Source organism: Pseudenhygromyxa sp. WMMC2535, from assembly GCF_011083025.2.
Genome location: NZ_JABJWV010000001.1, coordinates 6,998,752 through 7,022,117, shown reverse-complemented (window position 1 = coordinate 7,022,117; position 23,366 = coordinate 6,998,752). Strand labels below are relative to the sequence as shown.

The window sequence follows — 23,366 nt, the reverse complement described above, 5'->3', positions numbered from 1 at the left end:
TGTTCCTTGAGGGGGGGTGACCGAGAGTTGGGGGCCGCTAGTTGGCCGACCCCTTGCCCCCCTGCATCAGCAAGAAGGCCTCCATGAACGAGTCCAGGTCACCGTCGAGCACGGCGTCGACGTTGGACTGCTTGAGCTCCGTGCGGTGGTCGTTGACCTGCTGATAGGGGTGGATGACGTAGGAGCGAATCTGGCTGCCCCACTCGATGGCCTTCTTGTCGCCCTCGAGCGCCGAGATCTCTTGCTCGCGCTTTTGCTGCTCGAGGTCCCAGAGCTTGGCCTTGAGCATGCGCATGGCCGTGGCCATGTTCTTGTGCTGCGAGCGCTCCATCTGGCAGGCGACGACGATGTTGGTGGGCAGGTGGGTCAGGCGAACGGCCGACTCCGTCTTGTTGACGTGCTGGCCGCCGGCGCCCGACGAGCGGTACTTGTCGATGCGCAGGTCCGCCGGGTTGACCTCGATGTCGAAGTCCGAGTCCTCGCCGAGGTCCGGGAGGACCATGACGCTGGCGAAGCTGGTCTGGCGCCGGGCCTGGGAGTCGAAGGGCGAGATCCGGACCAGGCGGTGCACGCCGATCTCGGAGCGCAGCCAGCCGTAGGCGTACTCGCCCTCGATCGACAGATCCGCGCCGCGGATGCCCGCCTGCTCGCCCTCTTGCACGTCGAGGATCTTGACCTCGAAGCCGTGGCGCTCACCCCAGCGCTGGTACATGCGCAGGAGCATCTCGGCCCAGTCCTGGCTGTCGACGCCGCCAGCGCCGGCGTTGATCGACAGCAGCGCGCTGTCCTGATCGTGGGCGCCGCCCAGCATGCGCCGGAACTCGAGCTTGCCGACCAGCGCGTCGGCCTGCTCCAGGCCCGTCCACGCCTCGCGCAGGCTCTCGTCGTCGCTCTCCTCGCGGGCGAGCTCGTAGAGGTCCCGGCTATCGCTCAGGGCGGACTGGGCCTCGTCGATCTGCTCGACGAGCTTCTTGAGCGTGGCCTGCTCGCGAAGGATCTTTTGGGCGCGATCGTTGTCGCCCCAAAACTCCGGATCCGCCGTGGCGATCTCGTACTCCTCGAGGAGCTCTAGCTTCGCTTCGTAGTCAAAGATGCCTCCGCAACTCGCCGATGCGGTCGTCCAGCCGGGAGACCAGATCCATCACCTTGGCGTGCTCGGGGGTATGTAGGTCGCTCATGGCCGGCGAACGCTAGCCGCAACCGCGGTCGTGTGCAATCCGGCCCGTGTCCACGTGGCGGGCCGGACATGCACCCTCTCAGACCTCGATCAGCCGCAGCTGCCGCCGACCCGCGGAGGCCGGAAGCTCGACGGGGTAGCGACCCGTGAAGCAGGCCGAGCAGTAGCCCTCGTCGACGTCGCCGCTCTCTGCTTCGCCCGACTCGCGGCGCACGGCATCCAGCAGGCCCTCGGGGCTGAGGTAGCCGAGGCTGTCGGCCTCGATGAAGCGCGCGGTCTCGTCCACGGAGTAGCTCGAGGCGATCAGCTCGGCGCGCGTCGGCGTGTCGATGCCGTAGTAGCAGGGCCCCGAGACCGGCGGCGAGGAGATGCGCACGTGGACCTCGCTGGCTCCGGCGGCGCGGATCATCTTGACGATCTTGCGCGAGGTCGTGCCGCGAACGATGGAGTCGTCGACGACGACCACGCGCTTGCCCGCGAGCAGCGCAGGCAAGGCGTTGAGCTTGAGCTTGACCCCGAAGTGGCGGATCGAGTCCTTGGGCTCGATGAAGGTCCGGCCCACGTAGTGGTTGCGGATCAGCCCCATCTCGAAGGGCAGCCCGGCCTCCTTGGCGTAGCCCAGGGCCGCGACCACGCCCGAGTCGGGCACGGGGATGACCACGTCGGCCTCGGCCGGGGCCTCGCGGGCCAGCGCGCGACCCATGGCCACGCGGGCCTCGTAGACGGCGACGTCGTCGAGGGCGCTGTCGGGTCGGGCGAAGTAGACGTGCTCGAACACGCAAAAGCGCCGCGGCTGCGGCTTGAGCCGGCTGCTGTGCAGGCCGTCGCCGTCGATCACCAGGAGCTCGCCGGGCTCGATGTCGCGGACCTTCTCGGCGTCGATCAGATCGAAGGCACAGGTCTCCGAGGCGACCACCCAGGCGTCCTTGCCGTAGCGCGGGTGCGAGTGCTGGCCGCGGATCCGCCCGAGGATCAGCGGGCGAAAGCCGTGGGGGTCGCGGGCGGCGACCAGGCGATCGCCGGCGCTCACGACCAAACTGAACGCCCCCCGCAGCTGCGCCAGCGCGGCGAAGAGGTTGTCGACCCAGTCGCGCTCGTGGCTGCGAGCCATGAGCTGGAGGATCACCTCGGTGTCCGAGTTCGTGTAGAAGATCGAGCCTTCGTGCTCGAGGCGATCGCGGATCTCGTCAGCGTTGACGAGGTTGCCGTTGTGCGCGATGGCGACCGATCCGCTGTGATACTCGACCGTCAGCGGCTGGATGTTCTTGGGCAGCGAGCCGCCCGCCGTGGTGTAGCGGACGTGGCCGACGGCGATCCGCCCGGGCAGCAGCGCCAGGCGCCGAGCGTCGAAGACGTCCGCCACCAGGCCCATCTGACGCACGGCGTGCAGGGTGCCGCTGTCGTTGCTGACCACCCCGGCCGACTCCTGCCCGCGGTGTTGGAGGGCGTGGAGCCCGAGGTAGGCGAGGTTCGCGGCCTCGGCGTGGTTGAAGATGCCAAAGACGCCACACATGGGCGACACGGGGGTAGCACGATTCCGCTGCCGCCGGACGCGCGGGACCCCTAGCGTGCAGGGCGTGCGCTCACAGCCGACACGCTTGCCCGCGGCGAGCGCGAGCCGGCGCCTCAGCCCAGCTTCAGCGCCTCGCGCAGCCGCGGCAGCGGCGGGCGGAGGTCGGGCTCGAAGGTCTTCCCGGTCACGCGCTCGTAGGCCTCCACGTAGCGCATCGCCGCCTCGATGCGGACCTCGTCGGGCAGGCTCGGCGGCACGCCCTCGCCGTCGAAGCCCTGCTCGATCAGCCAGGTGCGCACGTACTCCTTGTCGAGGGCGCGCGGGCTCTCACCGCGTGACATCGCCCGCTCGTAGCTCTCGGCGTACCAGTAGCGCGAGCTGTCGGGGGTGTGGATCTCGTCGATGAGTACGATCTCGCCGTCGGGGCGGCGGCCGAGCTCGTACTTGGTGTCGGCGAGGATCAGCCCGCGCTCGGCCGCGAGGCGCTGGCCCTCGGCGAAGAGCGCCAGGCAGCGGCGCTCGAGCTCGTTGTAGAGCTCGAGCTCGATCACCTTGGTCCTGACCAGCGCCTGCTTGCTGGTGTTGAGGTCGTGCTCGCCCTTCCTGGCCTTGGTCGTGGGTGTGACGATGTTGAAGCGCAGCTTCTCGTGGCGGCGCATCCTCCCGGGGAGCTCGTGACCGCAAAACTCGCGATACCCGCGCTCGTAGGCCCGCCAGATGCTCGTCGAGCTCGAGCCGGTGAGGTAGCCGCGGACCACCATCTCGATGGGGATCGGGCGGCACTCCACAGCCCTGATCGCTGCCGGGTCGGCGACCTCGATCAGGTGGTTGGGGAAGAGCGCCGCGGTGGCCTCGAACCAGTGCGCGGCGAGGGCGTTGAGCACCTGGCCCTTGAAGGGGATCGTCCCCAGCACGCAGTCGAAGGCGCTGACGCGATCGCTGACCACGATGATCCGCTCGCCGCCGTGGGTGCTGAAGTTCTCGCGGACCTTGCCGCTGTAGCGCTCGCCGAGGCGATCGAAGTCTTCGGGGAGCGCGTCGAGGACCAGGCCCTCGTCGATGACGTGTTGCAGGAGCTCGCGGGTGACGGGCATGGCGGACGCGACGCTAGCAAAAGCGCGACCTCAGGCCCACTCCTGCCGGGGTGTCACGCTCTCGACGCCCGCCCGGTAGCCGTCCTGATAGGCCTCCCAGATCACGCCGGCGATCCGGAAGCTGTCGAGGACCACGTAGCGGACCACCTGCTCGTCGATGCCCGAGTCGATCAGCTCTCGAACCAGATCATAGAGGGTCTTCGACGCCCTCCCCTGCCCCCGTAGCGGCTGGCCGTCGAGCGCCGAGAGCATCGCCCGCTGAAGCCTCGGCGTCGGCCCAAAGCGCGCCACTGTCGCCCACATCGCCTGCTCAGCCCGCTCGAGGCGCTCGCGCGCTCCCGCGTCGATGTTCCACATGGTCTCGTTCATCGCTGCGACCTCACCTTCATCCAGCAACCCTCAACGGGAGTAAAATTCGACCACCAGCTGCACGTCGACGTCGAGCGGGCTCGAGCTCGCTCGTGGCTCGCCGACCACCGTGGCGCTCGGCTTTTGTGTGTCGACGGTCAACCACTCGGGCGCCGGCAAGCTCGGCGACGCCAGGTTCTCACGCACCAGCGCGAGGATCTTTCGCCGGTCACGCGGCGCGATGATCTGACCAGGCGACACTCGGTAGGACGCGATATCCACCCAGTCCCCGTCCACGGTGATGTGCCGATGGTTCACCAGTTGGCGCGCCGCGGGGATCGTGGGCGCGAAGCCGGCGCGGAAGACCACGTTGTCCAGGCGACTCTCGAGCAGCTCCAGCAAGCGCTCCCCCGTGACCTTGCGGCTGCGCTTGGCCTCCTCGACCAGGCGCGCCAGCTGCCGCTCTCGCAGCCCGTAGTTGAACAGCAGCTTCTGCTTCTCGTTGAGCTGGTGGGCGAATTCGCTTGGCCGCCTCCGGCGCTTTTGGCCGTGCTGCCCCGGCGGATAGGGTCGACGCTCATAGGACTTCCGGGTGAGCCCCGGAAGTTCGGCGTCGACGCGGCGGCATTTACGGAGCCTGGGACCTCGATAGCGACTCATTTGGCGTTCTCGAGACCAATCTAAGGAAATTGATAATTAAAATCAATTTCATAAACAGAGATATTTTTCACGCCTTTCACCGCAGCGGCCCCACTGCGGCACCACGACACCGAGCGACACGAATCAACCAATATCAGACGCTCGATCCAGCGGTGCACCTCGGCTGGCACACCATCGGAAGCGTCGTCGGCCTCGGCCGCAGAGACTATCGTTCGATATGGGCGTCGCGCGGCGGCGACTCAGACCCCGGTGCTCCCGAAGCCAGCGGCGCCCCGCTCCCCACCATCCGGCAGCGCCTCGACCTCCTCGACCCCGCACATCGAGACCGCGGCGATCACCAGCTGCGCCACCCGATCTTCGTGGGAGAGCACCACGGGCTCCTGGCCGAAGTTGACCAGCAGCACCCGCAGCTCCCCGCGGTAGTCGGCGTCGATGGTCCCGGGTGCGTTGAGCACCGTGAGCCCCTGACGCAGGGCGAGGCCCGAGCGCGGGCGGACCTGGCCCTCGTAGCCCATGGGGATCGCCAGCGCCCAGCCCGTGGGCACCAGGCCGCGCTCCCCCGGCTCGAGGCGCAGCGGGCCCTCGGGCAGGCAGGCGAAAAGATCGAGGCCCGCCGCCCCGGCGCTCATGCGGCGAGGCAGGCGGGCCTGCGGGTGCAAGCGGCGAAGCTGCACCGGCGGGGCGTGGTCACCGTGGTGGGTCATGGTGGTGCGCCCCTCGTTGCTCGAGCCCGTGGCTCAGCGCAGGTTCAGGACCTCGTCGGGGTCGACCCCGAAGGCCTGCTTGCGACTCAGGCGGATGCGCCCGGTGTCGTCGACGTTGATGACCTTGACGACCACGTCATCGCCCTCGGAGAGGACGTCGGTGACCTGGTCGACGCGGCGGTTCTCGAGCTCCGAGATGTGCACGAGGCCGTCGGTCCCGGGCATGATCTCCACGAAGGCGCCGAAGTCGACGATCCGCTTGACCACGCCGTTGTAGAACTGGCCGGGCTCGGCCTCGAAGGTCAGACCCTCGATGATCGCCTTGGCGCGCTCGATGGCGTCGATGTCGGCGGAGGCCAGGGTCACCCGGCCGTCGTCGTTGATGTTGATGACGACGCCGGTCTGCTCCGTGATCCCACGGATGACCTTGCCGCCGGGGCCGATGATCGAGCGGATCTTGTCGATCTTGACCCACATGCTCTCGACGCGCGGGGCGTAGCGACTGATCTCCTCGCGGGGCTTCTCGATCTTGGCGAGCATGGCCTCGAGGATGTGCAGGCGGCCGAGGCGAGCCTGCTCGAGGGCGCGCTCGAGGATCTCGCGGGTCAGCCCGTGGATCTTGATGTCCATCTGCAGGGCGGTGATGCCCTTGGCGGTGCCGCAGCACTTGAAGTCCATGTCGCCGAGGTGGTCCTCGTCGCCCAGGATGTCCGAGAGCACGACGATGTCCTCGCCCTCCTGGATCAGGCCCATGGCGATGCCCGCGACCGGGGCCTCGATGGGCACACCGGCGTCCATCAGGCTCAGGCAGCCGCCGCAGACGGCGGCCATGGAGCTCGAGCCGTTGGACTCGGTCGTGTCCGAGACCACGCGGATCGTGTAGGGGAACGCCTCGCTGTCGGGCAGCAGCGTCTCGATGGCGCGATGCGCCAGGGCGCCGTGGCCGATCTCGCGGCGCGACGTGCCGCGCATCGGGCGGGCCTCGCCGACGCTGTAGGGCGGGAAGTTGTAGTGCAGCAAGAAGGTGTTGTTGATGTCGCCACGGATGGTGTCGAGGCGCTGTGCGTCGCGCTCGGTGCCCAAGGTAGTGGTGACGATCGCCTGGGTCTCGCCGCGCTGGAAGAGCGCCGAGCCGTGGGGGCGCTCGAAGGGGTGGATCTCGATGAAGAGATCGCGGATGTCCGCGGGGCCGCGGCCGCCGAGGCGCTTGCCAGCGACGATGTTCTTGCGGACGATCTGCTTCTCGAGCTTGCCGAGAGCGGCGCCGACCTCATCGCGGCGGGCGATCCCGTCCTCGCCGAGCTCGGCGATGATCGTGCCCTTGAGGGCGCTGATCGCCTCGTGGCGCTCGTGCTTCCCGAAGATCTCGAGGGCCGCGACCATGCGCTCGCGGGCCTTGCCCATGACGGCGTCGCGGAAGGCCGTGTCGACCTCGGGCTCGACCCACTCGAGCTTGGTCTTGCCGGCGCGCTCGCGCAGGCGCTCCTGGGCCTCGATCAGCGGCAGCGACTGCTCCTTGGCGAACATCAGCGCGTCGATCATCTCGGCCTCGGAGACCTGCTCGGCCCCGGCCTCGACCATCACGATGGCGTCGCGGCTGCAGGAGACGATCAAGTTGAGGTCCGAGCGGCCGATCTCGTCGAAGGTCGGGAAGGCGATCAGCTCGCCGTCGACGCGGGCGACGCGGATGCCCGCGACCGGCCCGGCCCAGGGCGCGGGGCTGAGCATCAGGCCCGCGGAGGCGCCGGTCATCGCCAGCACGTCGGGCTCGTTTTGCAGGTCGTGGCTGAGCACGTGGGCGATGACCTGCGTGTCGTAGCGGTAGCCCTTGGGGAAGAGCGGGCGGATCGGCCGGTCGGTGAGCCGACAGGTCAGGATCTCCTTCTCGGTCGGACGACCCTCGCGCTTGAAGTAGCCCCCGGGGATCTTGCCCGCGGCCGCGTTCGCCTCGCGGAACTCCACGGTCAGGGGCATGAAGGGAAGATCCTTGGGCTCGCGGCTCATCGTCACCGCGACGAGCACCGCCGTATCACCCAAGGTCAGGATGACGGAGTTGGCCTGCTTGGCGATCTTGCCGGTCTCGAGGGTGATCTCGCGATCGCCGATCTTTGCGACTTCTCGAATGACTTCCATTTTTCTAGCTCCAACGCTGCCGGTGCCTGGCACGGACGCAGCGCGGGCCTCGACAGCGGTCGGCCCGGGCGCCCGTCAGCCTCGACTTGGCGCGCTCGGGCCCTCGCGTGCGTGTGCGCTCCAGGCTCCGCAGAGCCGAGCGTGCACATGCACCGAAACGCTGCCGGCTTCCACGATTGATTCGGGAGCCGACAGCGTCCGAGGCCGAACGACGCCTCGTGGCTACTTGCGGATGTTGAGCTCCCCGATCAGCGACCGGTAGCGATCGAAGTCGCGCGAGCGAAGATAATCGAGCAGGCGCCGGCGCTGGCCGACGAGTTTGAGCAGACCGCGGCGACCGTGGTGGTCTTTCTTGTGCGTGCGGAAGTGCTCCGTCAGGTGGTTGATGCGCTCGGTCAGCAGGGCGATCTGAACCTCGGGGGAGGCAGTGTCGCCGTCATGCCGCTTGAACTTACCGATGATCTCGGACTTGCGATCAGCTGAAAGGGACATTTTCGTTCTCTCTTCCGGGGACCTCCCCCGGCAAAATTCGTTCGGTCGATTCGAATGCGGAGCATCGTGGCCCCGCGTTGCGCTGTCAACTGTCGTCGACGACGCGGCTAGGAGGTGAATCACGCTTGGGGAGGGCGTCGAGGCGGAGCAGCCGGCGGGGGGTGAGCTGGCCATGGGACGCCTCGACGAGGATCATTCGCGCCACCGAGGGCTCCACGAGGGCACAGGGCCCCTCGGGCGCGCAGGAGCTCTGAGCGGCGTCATCTGGCCGCGAGAGGCCCAGGCGCCCGCACAGCGCGTCGTCGAGGTCGAGGGCCTGACCGCGAGTGAGGCGCTCGAAGTCCGCCAGGTGCGCGCCGCCGCGCAACACGACGGCGGGAAATGGCAGCCAGACCCAGGGGGCCTCGAGGTGAGCCAGGATTGCCGCAGCCGCCCGAGATCGCGCGTCGTGGCCCGAACCGCGGCTGGCGCCCTGCTCGGGATCTCCAACAATCTGCGCCCCGACAATCTGAGCCCCGACAATCTGTGCCCCGACAGCGGGCTCACCGGGCTCGCTCGCCGAGTCGAACATCGACTCCGAGCGGCCTTCATGTCCGGCTCCCTGCTCGGGGCCGGATTCGGGACGGTCCTCGGCGTTGTCCCCGGATCCCTCCTGGCGCTCGTCCCTGGCGATCTCGACGCGCCAGCGCGGGCGCCCGCCCACTTCCGGGTCGTCGAGGCGGCGCCCGGTGAGACCACCGAGGGCGTCCTCGACCCGCAGCGCGCCGCAGCTGAGCCGTCGAAGGGCCCCCAAGTGCGCGGGGACCCCCAGGCGACGCCCGAGCTCCTCGGCCAGCGAGCGCACGTAGGTGCCCTTGGAGACCTCGAGCTCGGCCTCGATCCACCCGCGCTCCTCGTCGAGGCCGCTGTCCCCCACGCGCACCTGGCGGATCGCCATGGGCCGCGGCGCGAGCTTGGGGTCCTCCCCTGCCCTGGCCATGGTGTGGGCGCGCCGGCCGTCGACGCGCACGGCCGAGTAGGCCGGCGGGGGCAGCTCGAGCTCGCCGCACATCTCCTCGAGGACCTCGGCGGCCCGCTCGAGGGTGCCCGCGGGGAGCGGAGCCTCTGCGAGGATCTCGCCCACGGCGTCGGCGGTGGTCGTGGAGCAGCCGAGCACGAAGCGGGCGTGGTAGCGCTTGTCGACCCCGGTGAAATTCTCGACCAGCTTGGTCGCCTCGCCCACGCACAGGATCAGCAGGCCGCTGGCCGCTGGATCCAGGGTCCCGCAGTGTCCGACCGCGCGCTCGCGCAGCGCCCAACGCACCCAGCTGACGACGTCGTGGGAGGTCGGACCCAGGGGCTTGTCGACGAGCAGGACCCCCGTGAAGCGCGGGCTCCTAGCCTTGCCCCTGCCCATTGTCTTCGCCGCCCTCCCCTTCGCCTGCGGCCTCCACTGCCCCCTCCGAAACGGGGACGGCGGCAGAGTCACGCAGCTCGCTGAGGATGGCCTCTACCCGGTTGCCGCGCTCGATGCTCTGATCGTGGAGGAAGCGCAGCTCGGGCATGCGCCGCAGCTGCACGCGATCGGCGAGCTTGCTGCGGATCAACCCCGCCCCCGACTGTAGCGCCGAGATGACGGCGTCGATGCGCAGCGCCTCGGTGAGCACGTCGACGTAGATCTTGGCCACGCCGAGGTCACCGCTGACCTCGACGCCGGTGATCCCGACCGCGCTGGTCGGGTGCAGCCGAGGGTCACGCAGCTCGCCGTGGATCAGCATCTGAGCGAGCTCGCGGCGGAGCAGCTCCTCGACTCGATGTTGACGACGAGACATGCGTGTCCTCGCTGTGCCTGGTCAGCCCGAGCTCAGAGCTCCGGGCGGATGGTCTCCAGCTCGAAGGCCTCGAGCACGTCCTCGGGCTGCACGTCGCCGAAGTCGTCGACCACGATGCCGCACTCCTGGCCTTCCTTGACCTCGCGGACGTCGTCCTTGAACACGCGCAGCGAGCCGATCTTGCCGACGTGGATGATCTTCTTCTCGCGGCGCACGCGGACGTGGCTGTTGCGGGTGACCTTGCCCTTGATCACGCGGCAACCGGCGACGACGCCGAGACGCGGGATGGGGAAGAGCGCCCGGACCTCGGCCTCGCCGAGCTCGACCTCGCGGTACTCCGGCTCGAGCAGGTCGATCATCCGCTCGCGGATGCGATCGGTGGCCTCGTAGATGACCGAGAAGGTCTCGATTGGGATCTTCTCGTGCTCGGCCAGCGGCGCGGCCTTGCCCACGGTCTTGACGTTGAAGCCGATGATCAGCGGGTTGTCGGCGGCGATCGCCAGCTTGACGTCGGTCTCGTTGATGGCGCCGACGCCCGCGTGGATGACCTCGACGCGGACCTTGTCCACGGACAGGGTCTCGAGGGTCTCCTTGAGCGCCTCGGCCGAGCCCTGGACGTCGGCCTTGAGCACGATCTTGAGCGCGGGGACCTTCTTGCTCTTGATGCGCTCGAGCAGCGAGGGCCCGGAGAGCACGCTCTCCTTGCGGCGTCGGACCTCGCGGCGGTGGGCCACGAGCTGACGAGCGTCGCGCTCCGACTCGACCACGTGGAAGCGCTCACCGGCCGGTGGCGCCCCGTCGAGGCCGAGGATCTCCACCGGGGTGGAGGGCGTGGCCGACTTGACCTTCTTGCCCGTGGGCGTGAACAGGCTGCGGACCTTGCCGCTGCACTCGTTGGCGACGACGATGTCGCCCTTCTTGAGCTTGCCGGCCTGGACCAGCACGGTGGCCACGGTGCCGCGCCCCTTGTCGACGCGAGACTCGATCACCGTACCGGCGGCGGCGCCATCGTAGGGCGCGCGCAGCTCGAGGACCTCGGCCTGCACCGCGAGCAGCTCGAGCAGGGCCTCGACGCCGTCACCCTTCTTGGCGGAGATGTGGCAGATCGCCGTCTCGCCGCCGTAGTTCTCACCGACGAGGCCCTCCTTCATGAGCATCTGCTCGACGCGGCCGACGTTGGCCTCGGGCTTGTCGATCTTGTTGATGGCCACGATGATCGGCACGCCGGCTTCGTTGGCGTGCTTGATGGCCTCCTGAGTCGTGGGCATCACGCCGTCGTCGGCGGCGACGATCAACACGATGATGTCGGTGACGGCCGCGCCGCGCTCACGCATGGCGGTGAAGGCCTCGTGACCGGGGGTGTCGATGAACACCACCGGACCCTGGTCGGTCTCGACCCGGTAGGCCCCGATGTGCTGGGTGATGCCGCCAGCCTCGCCCGAGGCCACGCTGGCGTCGCGCACGTAGTCGAGCAGCGTCGTCTTACCGTGGTCGACGTGGCCCATGATGGTGACCACCGGCGCACGCAGCTCGCCCTCGCCCTCGCCGTAGTCGGCGAGCAGGTCGTCCTCCTGGAAGGAGACGTTCTCGATGGTGTAGCCGAACTCGGCCGCGACCAGCTCGGCCATCTCGACGTCGATGGCGGAGTTGATGGTCACGTTGCGCATGCCCATCCCCCACAGGGTCCGGACCAGGCGCGAGGCCTTGGCGCCCATCTGGTGGGCCATGTCGGACAGCTGGATGACCTCGTCGACGCGGATGCGCTTCTTGGCCTCGCTCATCTCGACGGTCGAGACTTGCTTGACCCCGCCGCGATCACGGCGCGGACGCGCCCGCGAGCGGCGGCCGCGAGCCTGAGCCCGCTCCTCGCGCATCTTGCGAGCCGTGGCCCGGCCCGCGGTGCGGCCCTTGTTGGCCTCGGTGATGATCACTTCGCGGCGACGCGAGGTGTTCTGAAGCGGGATGAAGCCGAGGATCTTCGGCTCCGAGCGCTTGGGCGCGGCGGCGACGATGACCCCGTCCTCGTTGCGGACCACGGCGCCAGAGCGACCATCGTCACGCGTGGCCGCGGCCTCGCGCTTCTTGGCCTCGGCGTCGGCGCGCTTCTTGGCCTCGGCCTCCTCGCGGGCGCGATGGCGGGCGGCCTCTTCCTCCACGCGCCGACGCTGCTCCTCGGCCTCCTCGCGGGCCTCGATCTTGGCAGCGAGGCCGTCGCGGAAGCGGCGGGTCCCCGGCGGAAGCGCGATGCGCTGACCGACCTGCGGCACCGCGCGCTTCTCCTCGACGGGCTCCTCCTCGGACGCGGCGGTGTCCGCGTCCTCGCGCTGCGTCATCGGCTGTGTCCCCGCGTCGCGGGCCGCGGGGTCGCGGCGCTCGCCCTGGCTCGACTCGCCCTGGGCGGCCTCGGCCTCGTCGGCGCGACGCGTCCGACGGATCACGGGCGTGGACGCGGGGGTCGGAGCGGGCGCAGGCTCGGCGGCCCGCTGGGCCTCCTCGCGCTCGCGCTCTTTCTCGCGCTCCTTGACCGCCGGTCGCGGACCTGCGGCCTTGCGACGGATGACCTTGGGTCCCCTCCGCTTGCCTGGGGCCTCGCCACCGCCACCGCCACCGCTGCTGGCGCTGTTAGCGCTGCCAGCGCTGTTGCTGCCACCGCCGGACTGGCCGTGGTGACGACGGACGCGATCGGCCTGCTCGTCGGTGAGCGTGCTCATCACGCTCTTGCACTCGATGCCGAGGCCACGAACCTCGGCCACGAGGTCTTTGTTGTTTTCGATGCCCAGCTCGCGGGCGAGCTCGTAGATACGGATCTTAGCCATGGTTGGGGCCTCCCTCCGTCACCGCGGACCCAGCTTCGAGGCCGTCGGCGGAAAGGTTGTCCAGGAGCGCTTCGAGTCGTCGCCGCCGTGGATGCGTGGCGGGCTCGGGGGTTGTGCGCGCGAGCAACTCGAGCTCGCTACGCAACTCGTCGGCGGCCGCCGACCACAAAACCTCCCAGACAGCGTCGGCCTGGGGATCGAGGCGCACCGCGCCACTACGGGCGAAGGCACGCGGGAATGCTCGGCGCTTGCGAGCCTGCGAGAGGCAGGCACGGCTCGGGCACAGGTAGGCGCTACGGCCCCGACGCCGGCGATCGATGGTCGACGGGACGATGTCGCCGTCATCCCGGCGACGAAAGCGGAGCATGTCCACCTGCGCACGACGTGCGCGACAGCCAATGCAGGTTCGCTCCGGCATATCAGGCGTCACCCCCCTGTTCGAGCTCCTCGTCCTCTTCCTCCTCCGCGTCGTAGACCACCTCGAGCTCGATGTTGCCCGACGCCGCGTCGTTCGCGGTGTCGATGATCCGCTCGGCCTCGTCGCCCGAGCCGACCACCTGGGCGAGCTCGTCGATGTTGGCGACGGCGAGGTCACGCAAGGACCGCCAGCCGAGTTCGAATAGTTGCAGGGCCATGTCCCGACCGACGCCGGGGATCGCGGCCATCTCGGCGCGGCTGCGCCGCTCCATCTCGCGGATCTTGCTCTGCGAGTGGATGTCGATGCGCCAGCCGGTCAGCCGCGAGGCCAGGCGCACGTTCTGGCCCTTTTTGCCGATGGCCAGGCTGAGCTTGTCGTCGGGGACGACCAGCTCCATGGTGTGGCGCTCGGCGTCGATCAGCACGCGCGAGACCTGGGCCGGCTGGATCGCGTTGCACACGAAGCGGGCCGGGTCGTCGTCGAAGGGCACGATGTCGATCTTCTCGCCGCGCAGCTCCTGGACCACGGCCTGGACCCGGCTGCCGCGCATACCCACGCAGGCGCCGACCGGGTCGACGTCGCGGTCGCGGCTGGACACGGCGATCTTCGAGCGCGCCCCGGGCTCGCGGGCGCAGGCCTCGATGCGCACGATGCCCTCGAAGATCTCGGGGACCTCGTGCTCGAAGAGCTTCTCGACCAGGCCCTTGTGCGTGCGCGAGAGGATGATCTGCGGGCCGCGGGCCGACTTGTCGACGTCCTTGACGTAGGCGACGATGCGGTCGCCCGGGCGCAGGGACTCGCGGGGGACCTGGTCGCGCGAGGGCAAGATCGCCTCGGCGCGGCCGTTGTCGACCTCGACGATGATCGAGCCGCGCTCGAAGCGACGGACGATGCCGGTCATCAGCTCGCCCTTCTTGTCCTTGTAGCGGTCGTAGAGGTTCTCCCGCTCGGCCTCGCGGACGCGCTGGATGATGACCTGCTTGGCGGTCTGCGCAGCGATCCGACCGAAGGCGGTGTTGACCTTCTGGAGCGCCGGGATCTCCGGGTACTGCTTGGCCTGGGCCTCGGCCTGCTTCTGGTCTTCCTCGAGGTAGAAGATCTGGAAGAGCAGCTCGTCGCCAACCTCCGCCTCGAGGCCCGAGCGCCGCGCCTGCTCGACGCTGATCTCGCGCATCGACAGCTCGACGTTCTCGACCACGTAGAGCACCTGGAAGAGGTTCACGTTGCCAGTCTCCGGGTCGAAGCTGGCCTCGATCTCGCGGTCGACGAAGACCCGCTTGGCCGCCGTGGCGACCGCCTGTTCGACGGTGTCGATCAGGACATCGCGGGAGATGTTCTTCTCTTGGCAGACCGCGTCTAGGACCGTGCTGAGGTTGACGTTCTCTTCCATTCGTTTCTCGGGGCTCAGCCCTCCCAGACCAGATTGGCCCGGCGGATGAGGGGCAAGGGGATGTCGAGCGTGCGGCCGCGCTCGTCATCGTGGATGGTCACGACGCCGCGACGCGGGTCGTCGGGGGCCGCCTCGTCGGCGGTGACCGCGAGCAATCGACCGTGGAAGTTGCGCTCGTTGCTCTCGGCCTCGAGCGGCTCGAGGGTCTTGATCTTGACCCGGGCGCCAATCTGCGCGGCGAAGTGCGAGCGCTTTGCCAGGGGACGATCGACCCCCGGCGAGGAGACCTCGAGCGTGTAGGCCCGGGACAGGAGCGCGGCCAGAGCAGGGTCGACGTCGCCCTCCCCCGCCGTCGCGTTGGCTTCGACCGCGTCGAGGCCGTCGCCGATGATCCTGGCCATGCGCGTGCAGTCCGCGACCGTCACGCCAGTGCCCTGGTCAGCGTGGTCGAGGAAGATGCGCAACACCCGGCGCTTGCCGGATCCGAGCCACTCGAGGAGCAGCAACTCGAAGCCCATGTCGACGACCATCGGATCGATGGCGGCCTCGAGCAGTTCGGCTGCGCTCTTGCCACCCATGGGCGCCCCTTCCGCATCCCGACCCGCGCTCTCACGGCGCTCCCCGGCGCCACCGTCCATGCCAGAGCTGGCAGGATCGGCGGCAGGAGATCGCCCGTTGGCGCTGCTGTTGGGAGGTGGGGTCATAGGAGCTCGCTCTTCCCCCGACATGTTCCGCAGCTGGCTAGGGTGGGCCCTTTGCCAATCGAGACAAAAAGAGAGCGGAGGTGATCCCCCGCTCTCCGTCGAGTTAGGAGCTTGTGGCGCATCGGTATCACAAGCACCGGACGCCCGCAAGCCCGTTCAGCGCAGGCTCAGGGCCGCTCTCGGGGCGACCACGCCGGGCGCGCGAAGCGATCAAAGTCACGCCAGGCGGCGCTCCGGCGCCCGGGGTTGCGGGGGCGCGCGAGCGCGTGCGAAACCGCGAGCGCGTGCGAAACATCGACGCCCGGGGGGCCGTAGCCAAGGGTGCAGGCCGCGTGAATCGAGCGACGCAAACCAAGGGCCTGTACGAATGGATGGATCGCTACGTAGACGGCGATCCACAGGCCTTCTCGGCGCTCCACGGCGCCCTCAGCCCACGCTTGCGAGGCTTCTTGATGAAGCTCGTGCGCGACGACGCGACGGTGGACGATCTGATCCAGCTGACCTTCCTCAAGGCCCACCTGGCTCGGGAGCGCTTCACCCTGCGTGGAGACGATCCCGATGGATCCGTTCAGGGCTGGTACTTCGCCATCGCCCGCAACGTCGCCCTGGATCACCTCCGCCAGCGTGGTCGCCGGGAGCGCCGCCGAGTCGATCTCGAGGCCAGCCCCAACGCAGAGCTCCCCGACGACACCGGCACCATCGAAGAGGCCATCGGTGAGCGAGAGCGCGCCGAGGAGATCGTCGCCCGCGTCCGCGAGGCGATCGCCGCCCTCCCCCAGGGCCAGCGCGAGGTCGTCGAGCTCCACAAGCTGCGCGGGATGAGCATGGCCGAGGTCGCCGAGCGCCTGCAGATCCGCGAGGGGGCCGCCAGGGTGCGAGCCCACCGCGGCTACAAGACCCTCGCGCGCATCCTTGGCGCGGGCACACCGGCCTTCTTGGGCTTGCACGCCCCTGCCAGTGCCCACAACCTCGAATTCAGCCCGGACATGCAACGCGCCCTCGAGCTCCTGCACACGATCGCCTCCCACTGGGGAGGAGGGCCGTCGTGAGCGAGTCGCCCTCCGCCTCGCGCTCGGGCATCGACGCGGCCAAGCTGATCCTCGCGGATCTCGACTCGCTTCAGCGGGAGCGCCGGCGCCACTTCCTGCCCGCCTTGGGGGTCATCCTGATCGCCGTCGTCGGCGGCCTGCTGCTCGTCGGCCTGCGCCCCGACCTCTTCGATCAGCCGTGGTGGAAGCTGCTCGTGCAGGCCCTGATCTGGCTGATGTGCCTGCTGGTCTTCCCGGCCATCGGTCTCGGGCTGATCTTCCCCAGCCGCGGCGCCCGCGTGGCCCTGGCTGCCGTCGTGGTTGGGCTCACCCCCCTGGCGACCCTGGGCCTGCCCGGCGAGTTCAGCCTCGGCGACGACTGCACCTTGACCGGCTGCGGGATGATGCTGACCGCCTACGCCCTGCTCGTGATGCTCATGGGCCTGTTCAGCGGGGCCTTCCTCCAGCGCAGGAGCGCCTCGGCGGTGTTTTGGATCGCCGCTGGCGTCAGCCTGACCGCGCTGTCGGCCGTGACCTGGCACTGCCCCATGGACGAGACCAGTCACATCCTCCACAGCCATCTGGGTGTGGCCCTGCTGCTGATGGCCGCGACCTCGGGGGTGGGCGCGCTGGTTCGCAGGCGCGCCGGCAAGCAGCGCGACGCCGAGCTTGGCGCGAGGGCGGCCGCGAACTCCGCCGAGCTTTCCGACGCCGAGCTGTCCGCGGTCGATCTCTCGGACGCCGAGCTGTCCGAGGTCGAGCTACCCGAGTCCGACGAACCCGACGATCCGTGAGCCCGACACGCCCTCGGGCCCGACACGCCCTCGGGCCCGACACGCCCTCGGGCTCGGCCCGACACAATCGCGGCTCAGCGCGCCGTCCGCTCGGCTCGCCGACGCGCCCGGAGCTTGGCTCGCCTGACCCGGCGGGCCACGACCGCGTAGATCCGCTGCGACCCCTCCCAGTCCACGGGGCACAGATCGTAGACCCCGCCATCATCGAGCTCGATGATGAAGACCTCGCCGTCCGGCATGGGCCGCTCCTCCACGTCGATGGTCGTGATCGCCGAGGTCCGCACGCGGATCCGGTGGCCGCGGTGGCGAAACCACAGCCGCCTGCCAAAGAGGATCACCGCCCGCGGCAGCAAGGTGTAGGCGAAGGCGCGCAGCCAGCTCAGGAGGTACAGGACCACCAAGGCGAGGATCGCCCGGGTCAGGACCTCGATGCCCGCGCCGATGACCCACCAAGACGGGGGGATCCGCCCGATGGCCACGATCAGCATGGCGACGAAGTACACCGGCCACAGGCCGAAGCGCGCCAGGGTCCCCGTCCAGTCGTCCGGACGTGCGACTCGCAACCAGGGGCGGAACACGGCGGGAGTATAGCCGCCTGCGGACCACCGCGTGGTAGAGCTACGAACGATGCGCCACCTACTCCTCAGCTGCACCCTGCTCGCGCTCATCGCCAACCTCGGCTGCGGCGGGACGCAGTGCACCGAGATCGACTGTGACTCGACCCTGGAGGTCGACTACGGCGAGGTCGTCGTCAACGAGCCCTACGAGCTGACCATCAACCCGGGGGGCACCAGCGTCACCGTGACCTGCCTGGCCAACAGCCCCGACGCCGAGCCGCTCCCCGACTGGCTCGACTGCGACGCCGGCGGCTTCGTGATCACCGGCGAGCTCGCCGACACGACCACCACCATGAACGTGGCCGTGGTCCCCCTGTCCACCGAAGAGGCCGTGATCCCCAACGCCCTCGTGGCCCTGAACGTCGACGAGCTCATCGAGCCCAACGGCCCGGACTGCGACCCCCGCTGCGTCGTCCGCCGCGGGAGCGTCGAGGACTCCTAGGAGCCCGTGGTGAAACCCAACACGACACCTCGCTTGGTCTTTTCGCCGAGGGCTTTGTCGCCAAAACTGGCAGTACGCCCGGTACAGCGGCGTTTTGGCTTCGCGCCCTCGACGAAAAACCCGGCGCCAGGAGCCGCGCTGGGTTCCACCACGGGCTCCTAGGAGCCCACGGACACGGGTACGGGATCGGGATCAGACGGGGACGCCACGGTTGGCGCAAGACGCCACGTGGGCCTTGAGGTACTTGCTCGGCAGCTCGTGGCCGAGCTTGGTGGCGATGTCCGTGGAGATCCGCGGCAGCGCCCCGAGGTCGATGCCCGTGTCCACACCCATGCCGTCGAGCAGGAAGACCACGTCCTCCGTGGCCACGTTGCCCGAGGCCCCCGGAGCGTAGGGGCAGCCACCGAGGCCGCCCAGCGAGCTGTCGACGGTCGGGATCCCGAGCTGGAGGGCCACGGTCACGTTGGCCAGGGCCGTGCCCCGGGTGTCGTGGAAGTGCACGGCCATCTGATCGCGGCGCACGCCCGAGTCGATCAGCCCGCGGAGGATCGTGGCGACCTGCCGAGGCGTGCCCACGCCGATGGTGTCGCCCAAGCTGAGCTCGTAGACCCCGAGCTCGAGCAGCATCTTGGACACCCACTCGACGTTCTCGTAGGGCACCTGGCCCTCGTAGGGGCAGCCGTAGACGCAAGAGACGTAGCCGCGCACCTTCATGCCGCGGTCGAGGGCCTCGCGCACGACCTCTTCGTAGGTCTCGATCGCCTTGCGCGTGGTCTTGTTGATGTTCTTGCGGTTGTGGCTCTCGCTCGCCGCCAAGAAGATCGCTACCTCGTCCATGCCCGCGCGCGAGGCCGAGTCGAGGCCGCGCATGTTCGGGACCAGGGCGCTGTAGCGCACGTCCTCGCGACGCTGGAGGCGAGTGGCCAGCTCCATGTGATCGGCCAGGGCCGGGATCCAGCGCGGGTTGACGAAGCTGGTGATCTCGATGCGCCGCACGCCGGCGTCGACGAGGCCCTCGATCATCGCCAGCTTGGTCTCGACCGAGAGCACGGTCTTCTCGTTTTGCAGGCCGTCGCGCGGCCCGACCTCGTAGACGTCGACGTGCTCGGGCAGCGCCTCGAACATGTGGCCTGACCACCGCCCGTCGCTGGGCGCTGCGCCAGCTTCGCCGCCTCGCCCCTCGGACGATTCGGCCGCTGGCTGCACCCCTTCCGGGGCTCGATTCGTCGGTTGCGGTCCTGCTTCGTTCACGGTCGCCTTCGAAGTGTACTGCGAATGGGTCTCGGGGGTTTCGTGGTCGGGAGATGGGCCGGAGCGCGTGTGTCGGGTCACGATGGGCGCTCGAGCTCGAGGACCTCGCGGACCGGCGCGTAGGCGACCCCGCCGAGGCGGCTCAGGGCAGCCAGGGCGGCCGGATCCATGGGCAACAAGCTCCCCCGCTCGTCGCGTTGGAGCAGCCCGGCGGCGACCCAAAAGTGCTGGACCTCGGCGATCAGCAAGGTCGACGAGGGGGTCCCCCTGGCGGTCTGGCCCAGGGGGATGGCCTGGGTCAAGCGGCACTCGAGGCCCGCGATGGCCCCCGCCACCCGCGGGGGCGCCACGCTGTGGGCGGGGCTGGCCGCGATGTCGTAGCGCGCCCACTCGCTCTCGCCCCGGGGCAGGCTCGCCGAGGTCGCGTTCATCGCCTCGGCGAAGGGCTCGCTGACATGGCTGATCGTCAGCTCTCGGGTCTCGAGGATGTTGGCCAGGGTGTCCTTGGGGCGCCCGTCCCCCAGCCAGCCCACGCTGATCACGATGGTCGGGGGCAGCGAGCACACCGCCTGGTAGTAGGAGAAGGGCGCGAGGTTGCCCCGGCCGTCGGCGCTCAGCGTGGACACCCAGGCGATCGGCCGCGGCGCGACCAGATCGGTCATCAGCCGGTAGCAGTCCCGGGCGCGCAGCTCGGACGCGGACAGCTCCTCGGCGGGTTCCTGGCGGCTCTCGTCGGTCATGGGCGCGTGCCGAGCCATCTACCAGGAATTCTCCCCGCCGTCAGCGCGACGCGGGCCCCAAGAGACTCAGAGCACGTCTCGCAAGAACTGGCCCGTGTGCGAGGCCTCGACCTCGGCGAGCTCCTCGGGGGTGCCCTCGGCGACCAGCAGACCGCCGCCCGCGCCCCCCTCGGGGCCGAGGTCGATGACCCAGTCGGCGCACTTGATCACGTCGAGGTTGTGCTCGATCACGACCACCGTGTTGCCGGCCTCGACGAGGCGCTGGAGCACCCCGAGCAGCCGAGCGATGTCCTCGAAGTGCAGCCCCGTGGTCGGCTCGTCGAGGACGTAGAGCGTGCGCCCGGTCTGGACCTTGCCGAGCTCGCGGCTGAGCTTGACGCGCTGGGCCTCGCCGCCCGACATGGTCGTCGCCGTCTGGCCGATCTTCATGTAGCCCAGGCCCACGTCCTGGAGCGTCCTCAGGATCCGCGACAGCTTGCGGTGGTTGGCGAAGAGCTCGGCACACTCGTCGATGCTCAGATCGAGGACCTCGGTGATCGTGTGCCCGCGGTAGCGCACCGCCAGGGTCTGCTGGTTGTAGCGCTTGCCGCCACAGACCTCGCAGGGCACGTAGACGTCGGCCAGGAAGTGCATCTCGACCTTGACCACGCCGTCGCCGGAGCAGGCCTCACAGCGCCCGCCCTTCACGTTGAAGGAGAAGCGCCCGGCCTTCCAGCCGCGCGCCCGCGACTCGGGCAGCTGCGCGAAGATCGAGCGGATCTCGTCGAAGGCCTTGGTGTAGGTGCCCGGGTTGGACCGCGGCGTGCGACCGATCGGGCGCTGGTCGATGGCGATGACCTTGTCGAGGGCGTCGAGCCCGTCGATGCTCCGGTGGCTGCCGACGCGCGCGCTCGAGTCGTGGAGCTTGCGCGAGAGCGCCGGGAGCAAGATCCCGTTGACCAGCGAGCTCTTGCCCGCGCCGCTGACCCCGGTCACGGCCACGAGCTGGCCGAGGGGGAAGCACACGTCGATCTCGTGGAGGTTGTGCTCGGCGGCCCCGCGCACCCAGATCTCGCCCTTCGCCTCGCGGCGCTGCGCGGGGACCTCGATGCGCCGCTTGCCCGAGAGGTACTGGCCGGTGATCGAGTCCTTGCAGCGCGCCAGGCCGGTCGCCGAGCCCGAGTAGACGACCTCGCCGCCGAGGTGCCCAGCCCCGGGGCCAAAGTCGACCACGTGATCGGCCGCGCGGATCGTGTCCTCGTCGTGCTCGACCACGAGCACCGTGTTGCCGAGGTCGCGCAGGCGCTGGAGCGTGGCGATCAGCCGCTGGTTGTCGCGCTGGTGCAGGCCGATGCTCGGCTCGTCGAGGACGTACATGACCCCCGAGAGCTCCGATCCCAGCTGGCTGGCCAGGCGGATGCGCTGGGCCTCACCGCCGGAGAGCGTGGGCCCCGAGCGATCGAGGGTCAGGTAGTCGAGGCCGACGTTGAGCAAGAAGCCGAGCCGGCCGACGATCTCGCGCAGCGCCCCCTCGGCGATGATCTTCTGGGCGCCGGTCAGCTCGAGCTCGGCGACCCAGGCCTGGGCGTCGCCCACGGTCATCGACGTGACCTCGGAGATGTTGCAGCCGCGGATGCGCACCCCGAGGCTCTCCTCGCGCAGGCGCCGGCCGCCGCAGCTCTCGCAGGACTGCTCCCTGAAGTACTTGCCGTAGTGCTCGCGCGCTGACTCCGAGGCGGTCTGGGCGTAGCGGCGCTCGAGGCTGTGGATCACCCCCTCGAAGCGCATGCCCCACTCGCCGTGGCTGCCCCCGTCGTCTTCGCTGCCCCACTTGACCCGCAGGCGCTTGCCCTGGGATCCGTAGAGCACCAGCCCGCGCTTGCGCTTGCCGAGCTTGTTCCACGGCTTGTCGAGGTCGACGTCGTAGGTCTCGGACAGGGCCTCGATGATCCGCCACGTCCAGCCCGACTCGCGGTCGGCGGCCGAAGACCACGGGGCGATGGCGCCGTCGCGGATCGACAAGCTGGGATCGGGGACCACCAGCTCCGGGTCGACCTCCATGCGCGTGCCCAGGCCGTTGCAGTCGGGGCACATGCCCAAAGGCGAGTTGAACGAGAAGCTCTGCGGGCTGAGCTCGGGGAAGGCGTGGCCGCAGCAGGTGCGGTCCTGCGAGAAGGCCATCTCGACGCGCTCGCCCTCCCCTGCCCCACCCTCGGAGGGCGCGAGATCGGCGATGACCTCGAGCTCGCCCTTGCCCTCGCGCAGCGCCAGCTCGACGCTCTCGGTGATCCGCATGCGGTCCTGCTTGCGGACCTTGATGCGGTCGACGACCAGGCTGATCGAGTGCTTGAATTTCTTGTCGAGCTTGGGCGGCTCCTCGAGGCGGTAGAGCTCGCCGTCGACCTTCACGCGCACGAAGCCGCGCCCGCGCAGCTCCTCGAAGAGCTCGCGGAACTCCCCCTTGCGGTGGACCACCAGCGGGGCCATGAGCGTGGCCTTGCTGTCCTCGGGCAGGTTGAGCAGCTCGCCGACGATCTGCTCGGCGGTCTGGGACTGGACCGGGTTGCCGCAGATATGGCAGTGCTGGACGCCGACTCGGGCGAAGAGCACGCGCAGGTAGTCGTAGATCTCGGTGATCGTCCCGACCGTGGACCGCGGGTTGGAGGACGCCGCCTTCTGCTCGATGGCGATGGTCGGCGACAGCCCCGTGAGGTGCTCGACCTTGGGGCGCTCGAGCTGACCGAGGAACTGGCGCGCGTAGGACGAGAGGCTCTCGATGTAGCGGCGCTGGCCCTCGGCGTAGAGCGTGTCGAAGGCCAGGCTCGACTTGCCTGATCCGCTGACCCCCGTGAACACCACCAGCTCGCGCTTGGGCACGCGCAGGGCCTCGATCTTGAGGTTGTGCTCGGCGGCGCCGCGGACCTCGATCCAGTCGGGCTCCTGAGCGGGGCTGCGCCGGGGCTGCGCGGCCTTCGGTGCCACCTGCGTCGACTGCTTCTTGGTCGTCGACTTCTTCTTGGTCGTCGACTGCTTCTTGGTCGCCGACTTCTTCTTGGCCGTCGACTTCTTCTTGGTCGTCGACTTCTTCTTGGTCGTCGACTTCTTCTTGGTCGTCGACTTCTTCTTGGTCGCCGACTTCTTCTTGGCGGTCTTCTTCCTGGCCCCGCCTGCCGGCCGGGATTGGGCGCTCTCACCGGCGGCGCGTTTGCGGGTAGAGGCGCGAGAAGAGGCAGCACGGTCGCTGGGCATGGCGGG

Annotated in this window: 21 protein-coding genes; 3 read left to right on the top strand and 18 right to left on the bottom strand. The window is 69.3% G+C overall.

The window, feature by feature from the left end:
* Nucleotides 1-37 precede the first annotated feature (37 nt).
* The 14 genes from prfB to rimP all read right to left on the bottom strand — a co-directional run bounded on the left by prfB (nucleotide 38) and on the right by rimP (nucleotide 15,260).
* Nucleotides 38-1,142 (bottom strand): peptide chain release factor 2 gene (gene prfB / locus G6O69_RS27320; protein ID WP_346017155.1). Its coding sequence is split into 2 segments (ribosomal slippage): nucleotides 38-1,087 and nucleotides 1,089-1,142, totalling 1,104 coding nucleotides; the frame shifts between segments, so codons are not numbered across the junction.
* Between the two features lie 114 nt (nucleotides 1,143-1,256).
* Complete coding sequence (purF, locus tag G6O69_RS27315; RefSeq protein WP_172306442.1) at nucleotides 1,257-2,690, bottom strand: amidophosphoribosyltransferase; 1,434 nt, start codon at nucleotides 2,688-2,690, stop codon at nucleotides 1,257-1,259.
* 113 nt (nucleotides 2,691-2,803) lie between these two features.
* Nucleotides 2,804-3,784, bottom strand: a complete 981-nt coding sequence (locus G6O69_RS27310) for a phosphoribosylaminoimidazolesuccinocarboxamide synthase (RefSeq protein WP_172306441.1) — start codon at nucleotides 3,782-3,784, stop codon at nucleotides 2,804-2,806.
* A gap of 30 nt (nucleotides 3,785-3,814) precedes the next feature.
* Nucleotides 3,815-4,153, bottom strand: coding sequence for a hypothetical protein (locus tag G6O69_RS27305; protein ID WP_172306440.1), 339 nt, complete (start codon nucleotides 4,151-4,153; stop codon nucleotides 3,815-3,817).
* Nucleotides 4,154-4,183: 30 nt separating this feature from the next.
* Nucleotides 4,184-4,792, bottom strand: a complete 609-nt coding sequence (gene rpsD, locus G6O69_RS27300; protein WP_172306439.1) for a 30S ribosomal protein S4 — start codon at nucleotides 4,790-4,792, stop codon at nucleotides 4,184-4,186.
* 239 nt (nucleotides 4,793-5,031) lie between these two features.
* A complete protein-coding gene (gene dut / locus G6O69_RS27295) occupies nucleotides 5,032-5,496 on the bottom strand; it encodes a dUTP diphosphatase (protein WP_172306438.1) in 465 nt (154 codons plus the stop codon).
* 33 nt (nucleotides 5,497-5,529) lie between these two features.
* Complete coding sequence (gene pnp / locus G6O69_RS27290; protein ID WP_172306437.1) at nucleotides 5,530-7,629, bottom strand: polyribonucleotide nucleotidyltransferase; 2,100 nt, start codon at nucleotides 7,627-7,629, stop codon at nucleotides 5,530-5,532.
* Nucleotides 7,630-7,851: 222 nt separating this feature from the next.
* Nucleotides 7,852-8,121 carry a 30S ribosomal protein S15 gene (gene rpsO, locus G6O69_RS27285; RefSeq protein ID WP_172306436.1) on the bottom strand — a complete coding sequence of 90 codons (270 nt, stop codon included), beginning with the start codon at nucleotides 8,119-8,121 and terminating at the stop codon, nucleotides 7,852-7,854.
* Between the two features lie 85 nt (nucleotides 8,122-8,206).
* A complete protein-coding gene (gene truB / locus G6O69_RS27280; RefSeq protein WP_172306435.1) occupies nucleotides 8,207-9,517 on the bottom strand; it encodes a tRNA pseudouridine(55) synthase TruB in 1,311 nt (436 codons plus the stop codon).
* Nucleotides 9,498-9,932 (bottom strand): 30S ribosome-binding factor RbfA, encoded by a 435-nt coding sequence (rbfA, locus tag G6O69_RS27275; protein WP_172306434.1) that lies wholly within the window; start codon nucleotides 9,930-9,932, stop codon nucleotides 9,498-9,500. Before rbfA ends, truB begins: the two co-directional genes overlap by 20 nt.
* 32 nt (nucleotides 9,933-9,964) lie before the next feature.
* Nucleotides 9,965-12,748 (bottom strand): translation initiation factor IF-2, encoded by a 2,784-nt coding sequence (infB, locus tag G6O69_RS27270; RefSeq protein ID WP_172306433.1) that lies wholly within the window; start codon nucleotides 12,746-12,748, stop codon nucleotides 9,965-9,967.
* Nucleotides 12,741-13,166 (bottom strand): YlxR family protein, encoded by a 426-nt coding sequence (locus G6O69_RS27265; protein ID WP_172306432.1) that lies wholly within the window; start codon nucleotides 13,164-13,166, stop codon nucleotides 12,741-12,743. The genes infB and G6O69_RS27265 overlap by 8 nt, the downstream gene beginning before the upstream one ends.
* Before the next feature lies 1 nt (nucleotide 13,167).
* Nucleotides 13,168-14,556, bottom strand: coding sequence for a transcription termination factor NusA (gene nusA, locus G6O69_RS27260; RefSeq protein ID WP_172306431.1), 1,389 nt, complete (start codon nucleotides 14,554-14,556; stop codon nucleotides 13,168-13,170).
* Between the two features lie 14 nt (nucleotides 14,557-14,570).
* A complete protein-coding gene (rimP, locus tag G6O69_RS27255) occupies nucleotides 14,571-15,260 on the bottom strand; it encodes a ribosome maturation factor RimP (RefSeq protein WP_176397122.1) in 690 nt (229 codons plus the stop codon).
* Between the two features lie 371 nt (nucleotides 15,261-15,631).
* Here rimP and G6O69_RS27250 point away from each other — a divergent pair, with 371 nt between their 5' ends.
* Both G6O69_RS27250 and G6O69_RS27245 read left to right on the top strand, forming a co-directional pair.
* On the top strand, nucleotides 15,632-16,309 hold the full coding sequence (locus G6O69_RS27250; RefSeq protein ID WP_172306429.1) for an RNA polymerase sigma factor: 678 nt from the start codon (nucleotides 15,632-15,634) through the stop codon (nucleotides 16,307-16,309).
* Nucleotides 16,306-17,082: a hypothetical protein gene (locus G6O69_RS27245; protein ID WP_172306428.1), complete on the top strand. Its 777-nt coding sequence runs from the start codon at nucleotides 16,306-16,308 to the stop codon at nucleotides 17,080-17,082. The genes G6O69_RS27250 and G6O69_RS27245 overlap by 4 nt, the downstream gene beginning before the upstream one ends.
* Before the next feature lie 74 nt (nucleotides 17,083-17,156).
* Here G6O69_RS27245 and G6O69_RS27240 read toward each other — a convergent pair whose 3' ends face one another.
* On the bottom strand, nucleotides 17,157-17,660 hold the full coding sequence (locus G6O69_RS27240) for a hypothetical protein (RefSeq protein WP_172306427.1): 504 nt from the start codon (nucleotides 17,658-17,660) through the stop codon (nucleotides 17,157-17,159).
* 49 nt (nucleotides 17,661-17,709) lie between these two features.
* Between G6O69_RS27240 and G6O69_RS27235 the strand changes: the two genes are divergently transcribed.
* Complete coding sequence (locus G6O69_RS27235) at nucleotides 17,710-18,141, top strand: hypothetical protein (RefSeq protein ID WP_172306426.1); 432 nt, start codon at nucleotides 17,710-17,712, stop codon at nucleotides 18,139-18,141.
* Nucleotides 18,142-18,333: 192 nt separating this feature from the next.
* On the opposite strand, the gene G6O69_RS27230 is transcribed toward G6O69_RS27235, so the two are convergent.
* From G6O69_RS27230 to uvrA, 3 genes are all read right to left on the bottom strand, one after another.
* Nucleotides 18,334-19,347, bottom strand: a complete 1,014-nt coding sequence (locus tag G6O69_RS27230; RefSeq protein WP_346017088.1) for a hydroxymethylglutaryl-CoA lyase — start codon at nucleotides 19,345-19,347, stop codon at nucleotides 18,334-18,336.
* A 122-nt stretch (nucleotides 19,348-19,469) separates the two neighbouring features.
* Entirely contained in the window at nucleotides 19,470-20,150 is a 681-nt protein-coding gene (locus G6O69_RS27225; protein ID WP_176397121.1) for a flavin reductase family protein, read from the bottom strand.
* A 48-nt stretch (nucleotides 20,151-20,198) separates the two neighbouring features.
* Nucleotides 20,199-23,360, bottom strand: coding sequence for an excinuclease ABC subunit UvrA (uvrA, locus tag G6O69_RS27220; RefSeq protein WP_217909918.1), 3,162 nt, complete (start codon nucleotides 23,358-23,360; stop codon nucleotides 20,199-20,201).
* Nucleotides 23,361-23,366: the final 6 nt, after the last annotated feature.

What these genes read in the sequence shown, in the direction of transcription:
- rpsO (WP_172306436.1), bottom strand. Translation starts at nt 8,121, where the DNA reads ATGTCCCTTTCAGCTGATCGCAAGTCCGAGATCATCGGTAAGTTCAAG.
- pnp (WP_172306437.1), bottom strand. Translation starts at nt 7,629, where the DNA reads ATGGAAGTCATTCGAGAAGTCGCAAAGATCGGCGATCGCGAGATCACC.
- uvrA (WP_217909918.1), bottom strand. Translation starts at nt 23,360, where the DNA reads ATGCCCAGCGACCGTGCTGCCTCTTCTCGCGCCTCTACCCGCAAACGC.
- dut (WP_172306438.1), bottom strand. Translation starts at nt 5,496, where the DNA reads ATGACCCACCACGGTGACCACGCCCCGCCGGTGCAGCTTCGCCGCTTG.
- purF (WP_172306442.1), bottom strand. Translation starts at nt 2,690, where the DNA reads ATGTGTGGCGTCTTTGGCATCTTCAACCACGCCGAGGCCGCGAACCTC.
- G6O69_RS27265 (WP_172306432.1), bottom strand. Translation starts at nt 13,166, where the DNA reads ATGCCGGAGCGAACCTGCATTGGCTGTCGCGCACGTCGTGCGCAGGTG.
- rbfA (WP_172306434.1), bottom strand. Translation starts at nt 9,932, where the DNA reads ATGTCTCGTCGTCAACATCGAGTCGAGGAGCTGCTCCGCCGCGAGCTC.
- G6O69_RS27310 (WP_172306441.1), bottom strand. Translation starts at nt 3,784, where the DNA reads ATGCCCGTCACCCGCGAGCTCCTGCAACACGTCATCGACGAGGGCCTG.
- rpsD (WP_172306439.1), bottom strand. Translation starts at nt 4,792, where the DNA reads ATGAGTCGCTATCGAGGTCCCAGGCTCCGTAAATGCCGCCGCGTCGAC.
- rimP (WP_176397122.1), bottom strand. Translation starts at nt 15,260, where the DNA reads ATGACCCCACCTCCCAACAGCAGCGCCAACGGGCGATCTCCTGCCGCC.
- G6O69_RS27225 (WP_176397121.1), bottom strand. Translation starts at nt 20,150, where the DNA reads ATGGCTCGGCACGCGCCCATGACCGACGAGAGCCGCCAGGAACCCGCC.
- infB (WP_172306433.1), bottom strand. Translation starts at nt 12,748, where the DNA reads ATGGCTAAGATCCGTATCTACGAGCTCGCCCGCGAGCTGGGCATCGAA.
- G6O69_RS27250 (WP_172306429.1), top strand. Translation starts at nt 15,632, where the DNA reads ATGGATCGCTACGTAGACGGCGATCCACAGGCCTTCTCGGCGCTCCAC.
- truB (WP_172306435.1), bottom strand. Translation starts at nt 9,517, where the DNA reads ATGGGCAGGGGCAAGGCTAGGAGCCCGCGCTTCACGGGGGTCCTGCTC.
- nusA (WP_172306431.1), bottom strand. Translation starts at nt 14,556, where the DNA reads ATGGAAGAGAACGTCAACCTCAGCACGGTCCTAGACGCGGTCTGCCAA.
- G6O69_RS27305 (WP_172306440.1), bottom strand. Translation starts at nt 4,153, where the DNA reads ATGAACGAGACCATGTGGAACATCGACGCGGGAGCGCGCGAGCGCCTC.
- G6O69_RS27235 (WP_172306426.1), top strand. Translation starts at nt 17,710, where the DNA reads ATGCGCCACCTACTCCTCAGCTGCACCCTGCTCGCGCTCATCGCCAAC.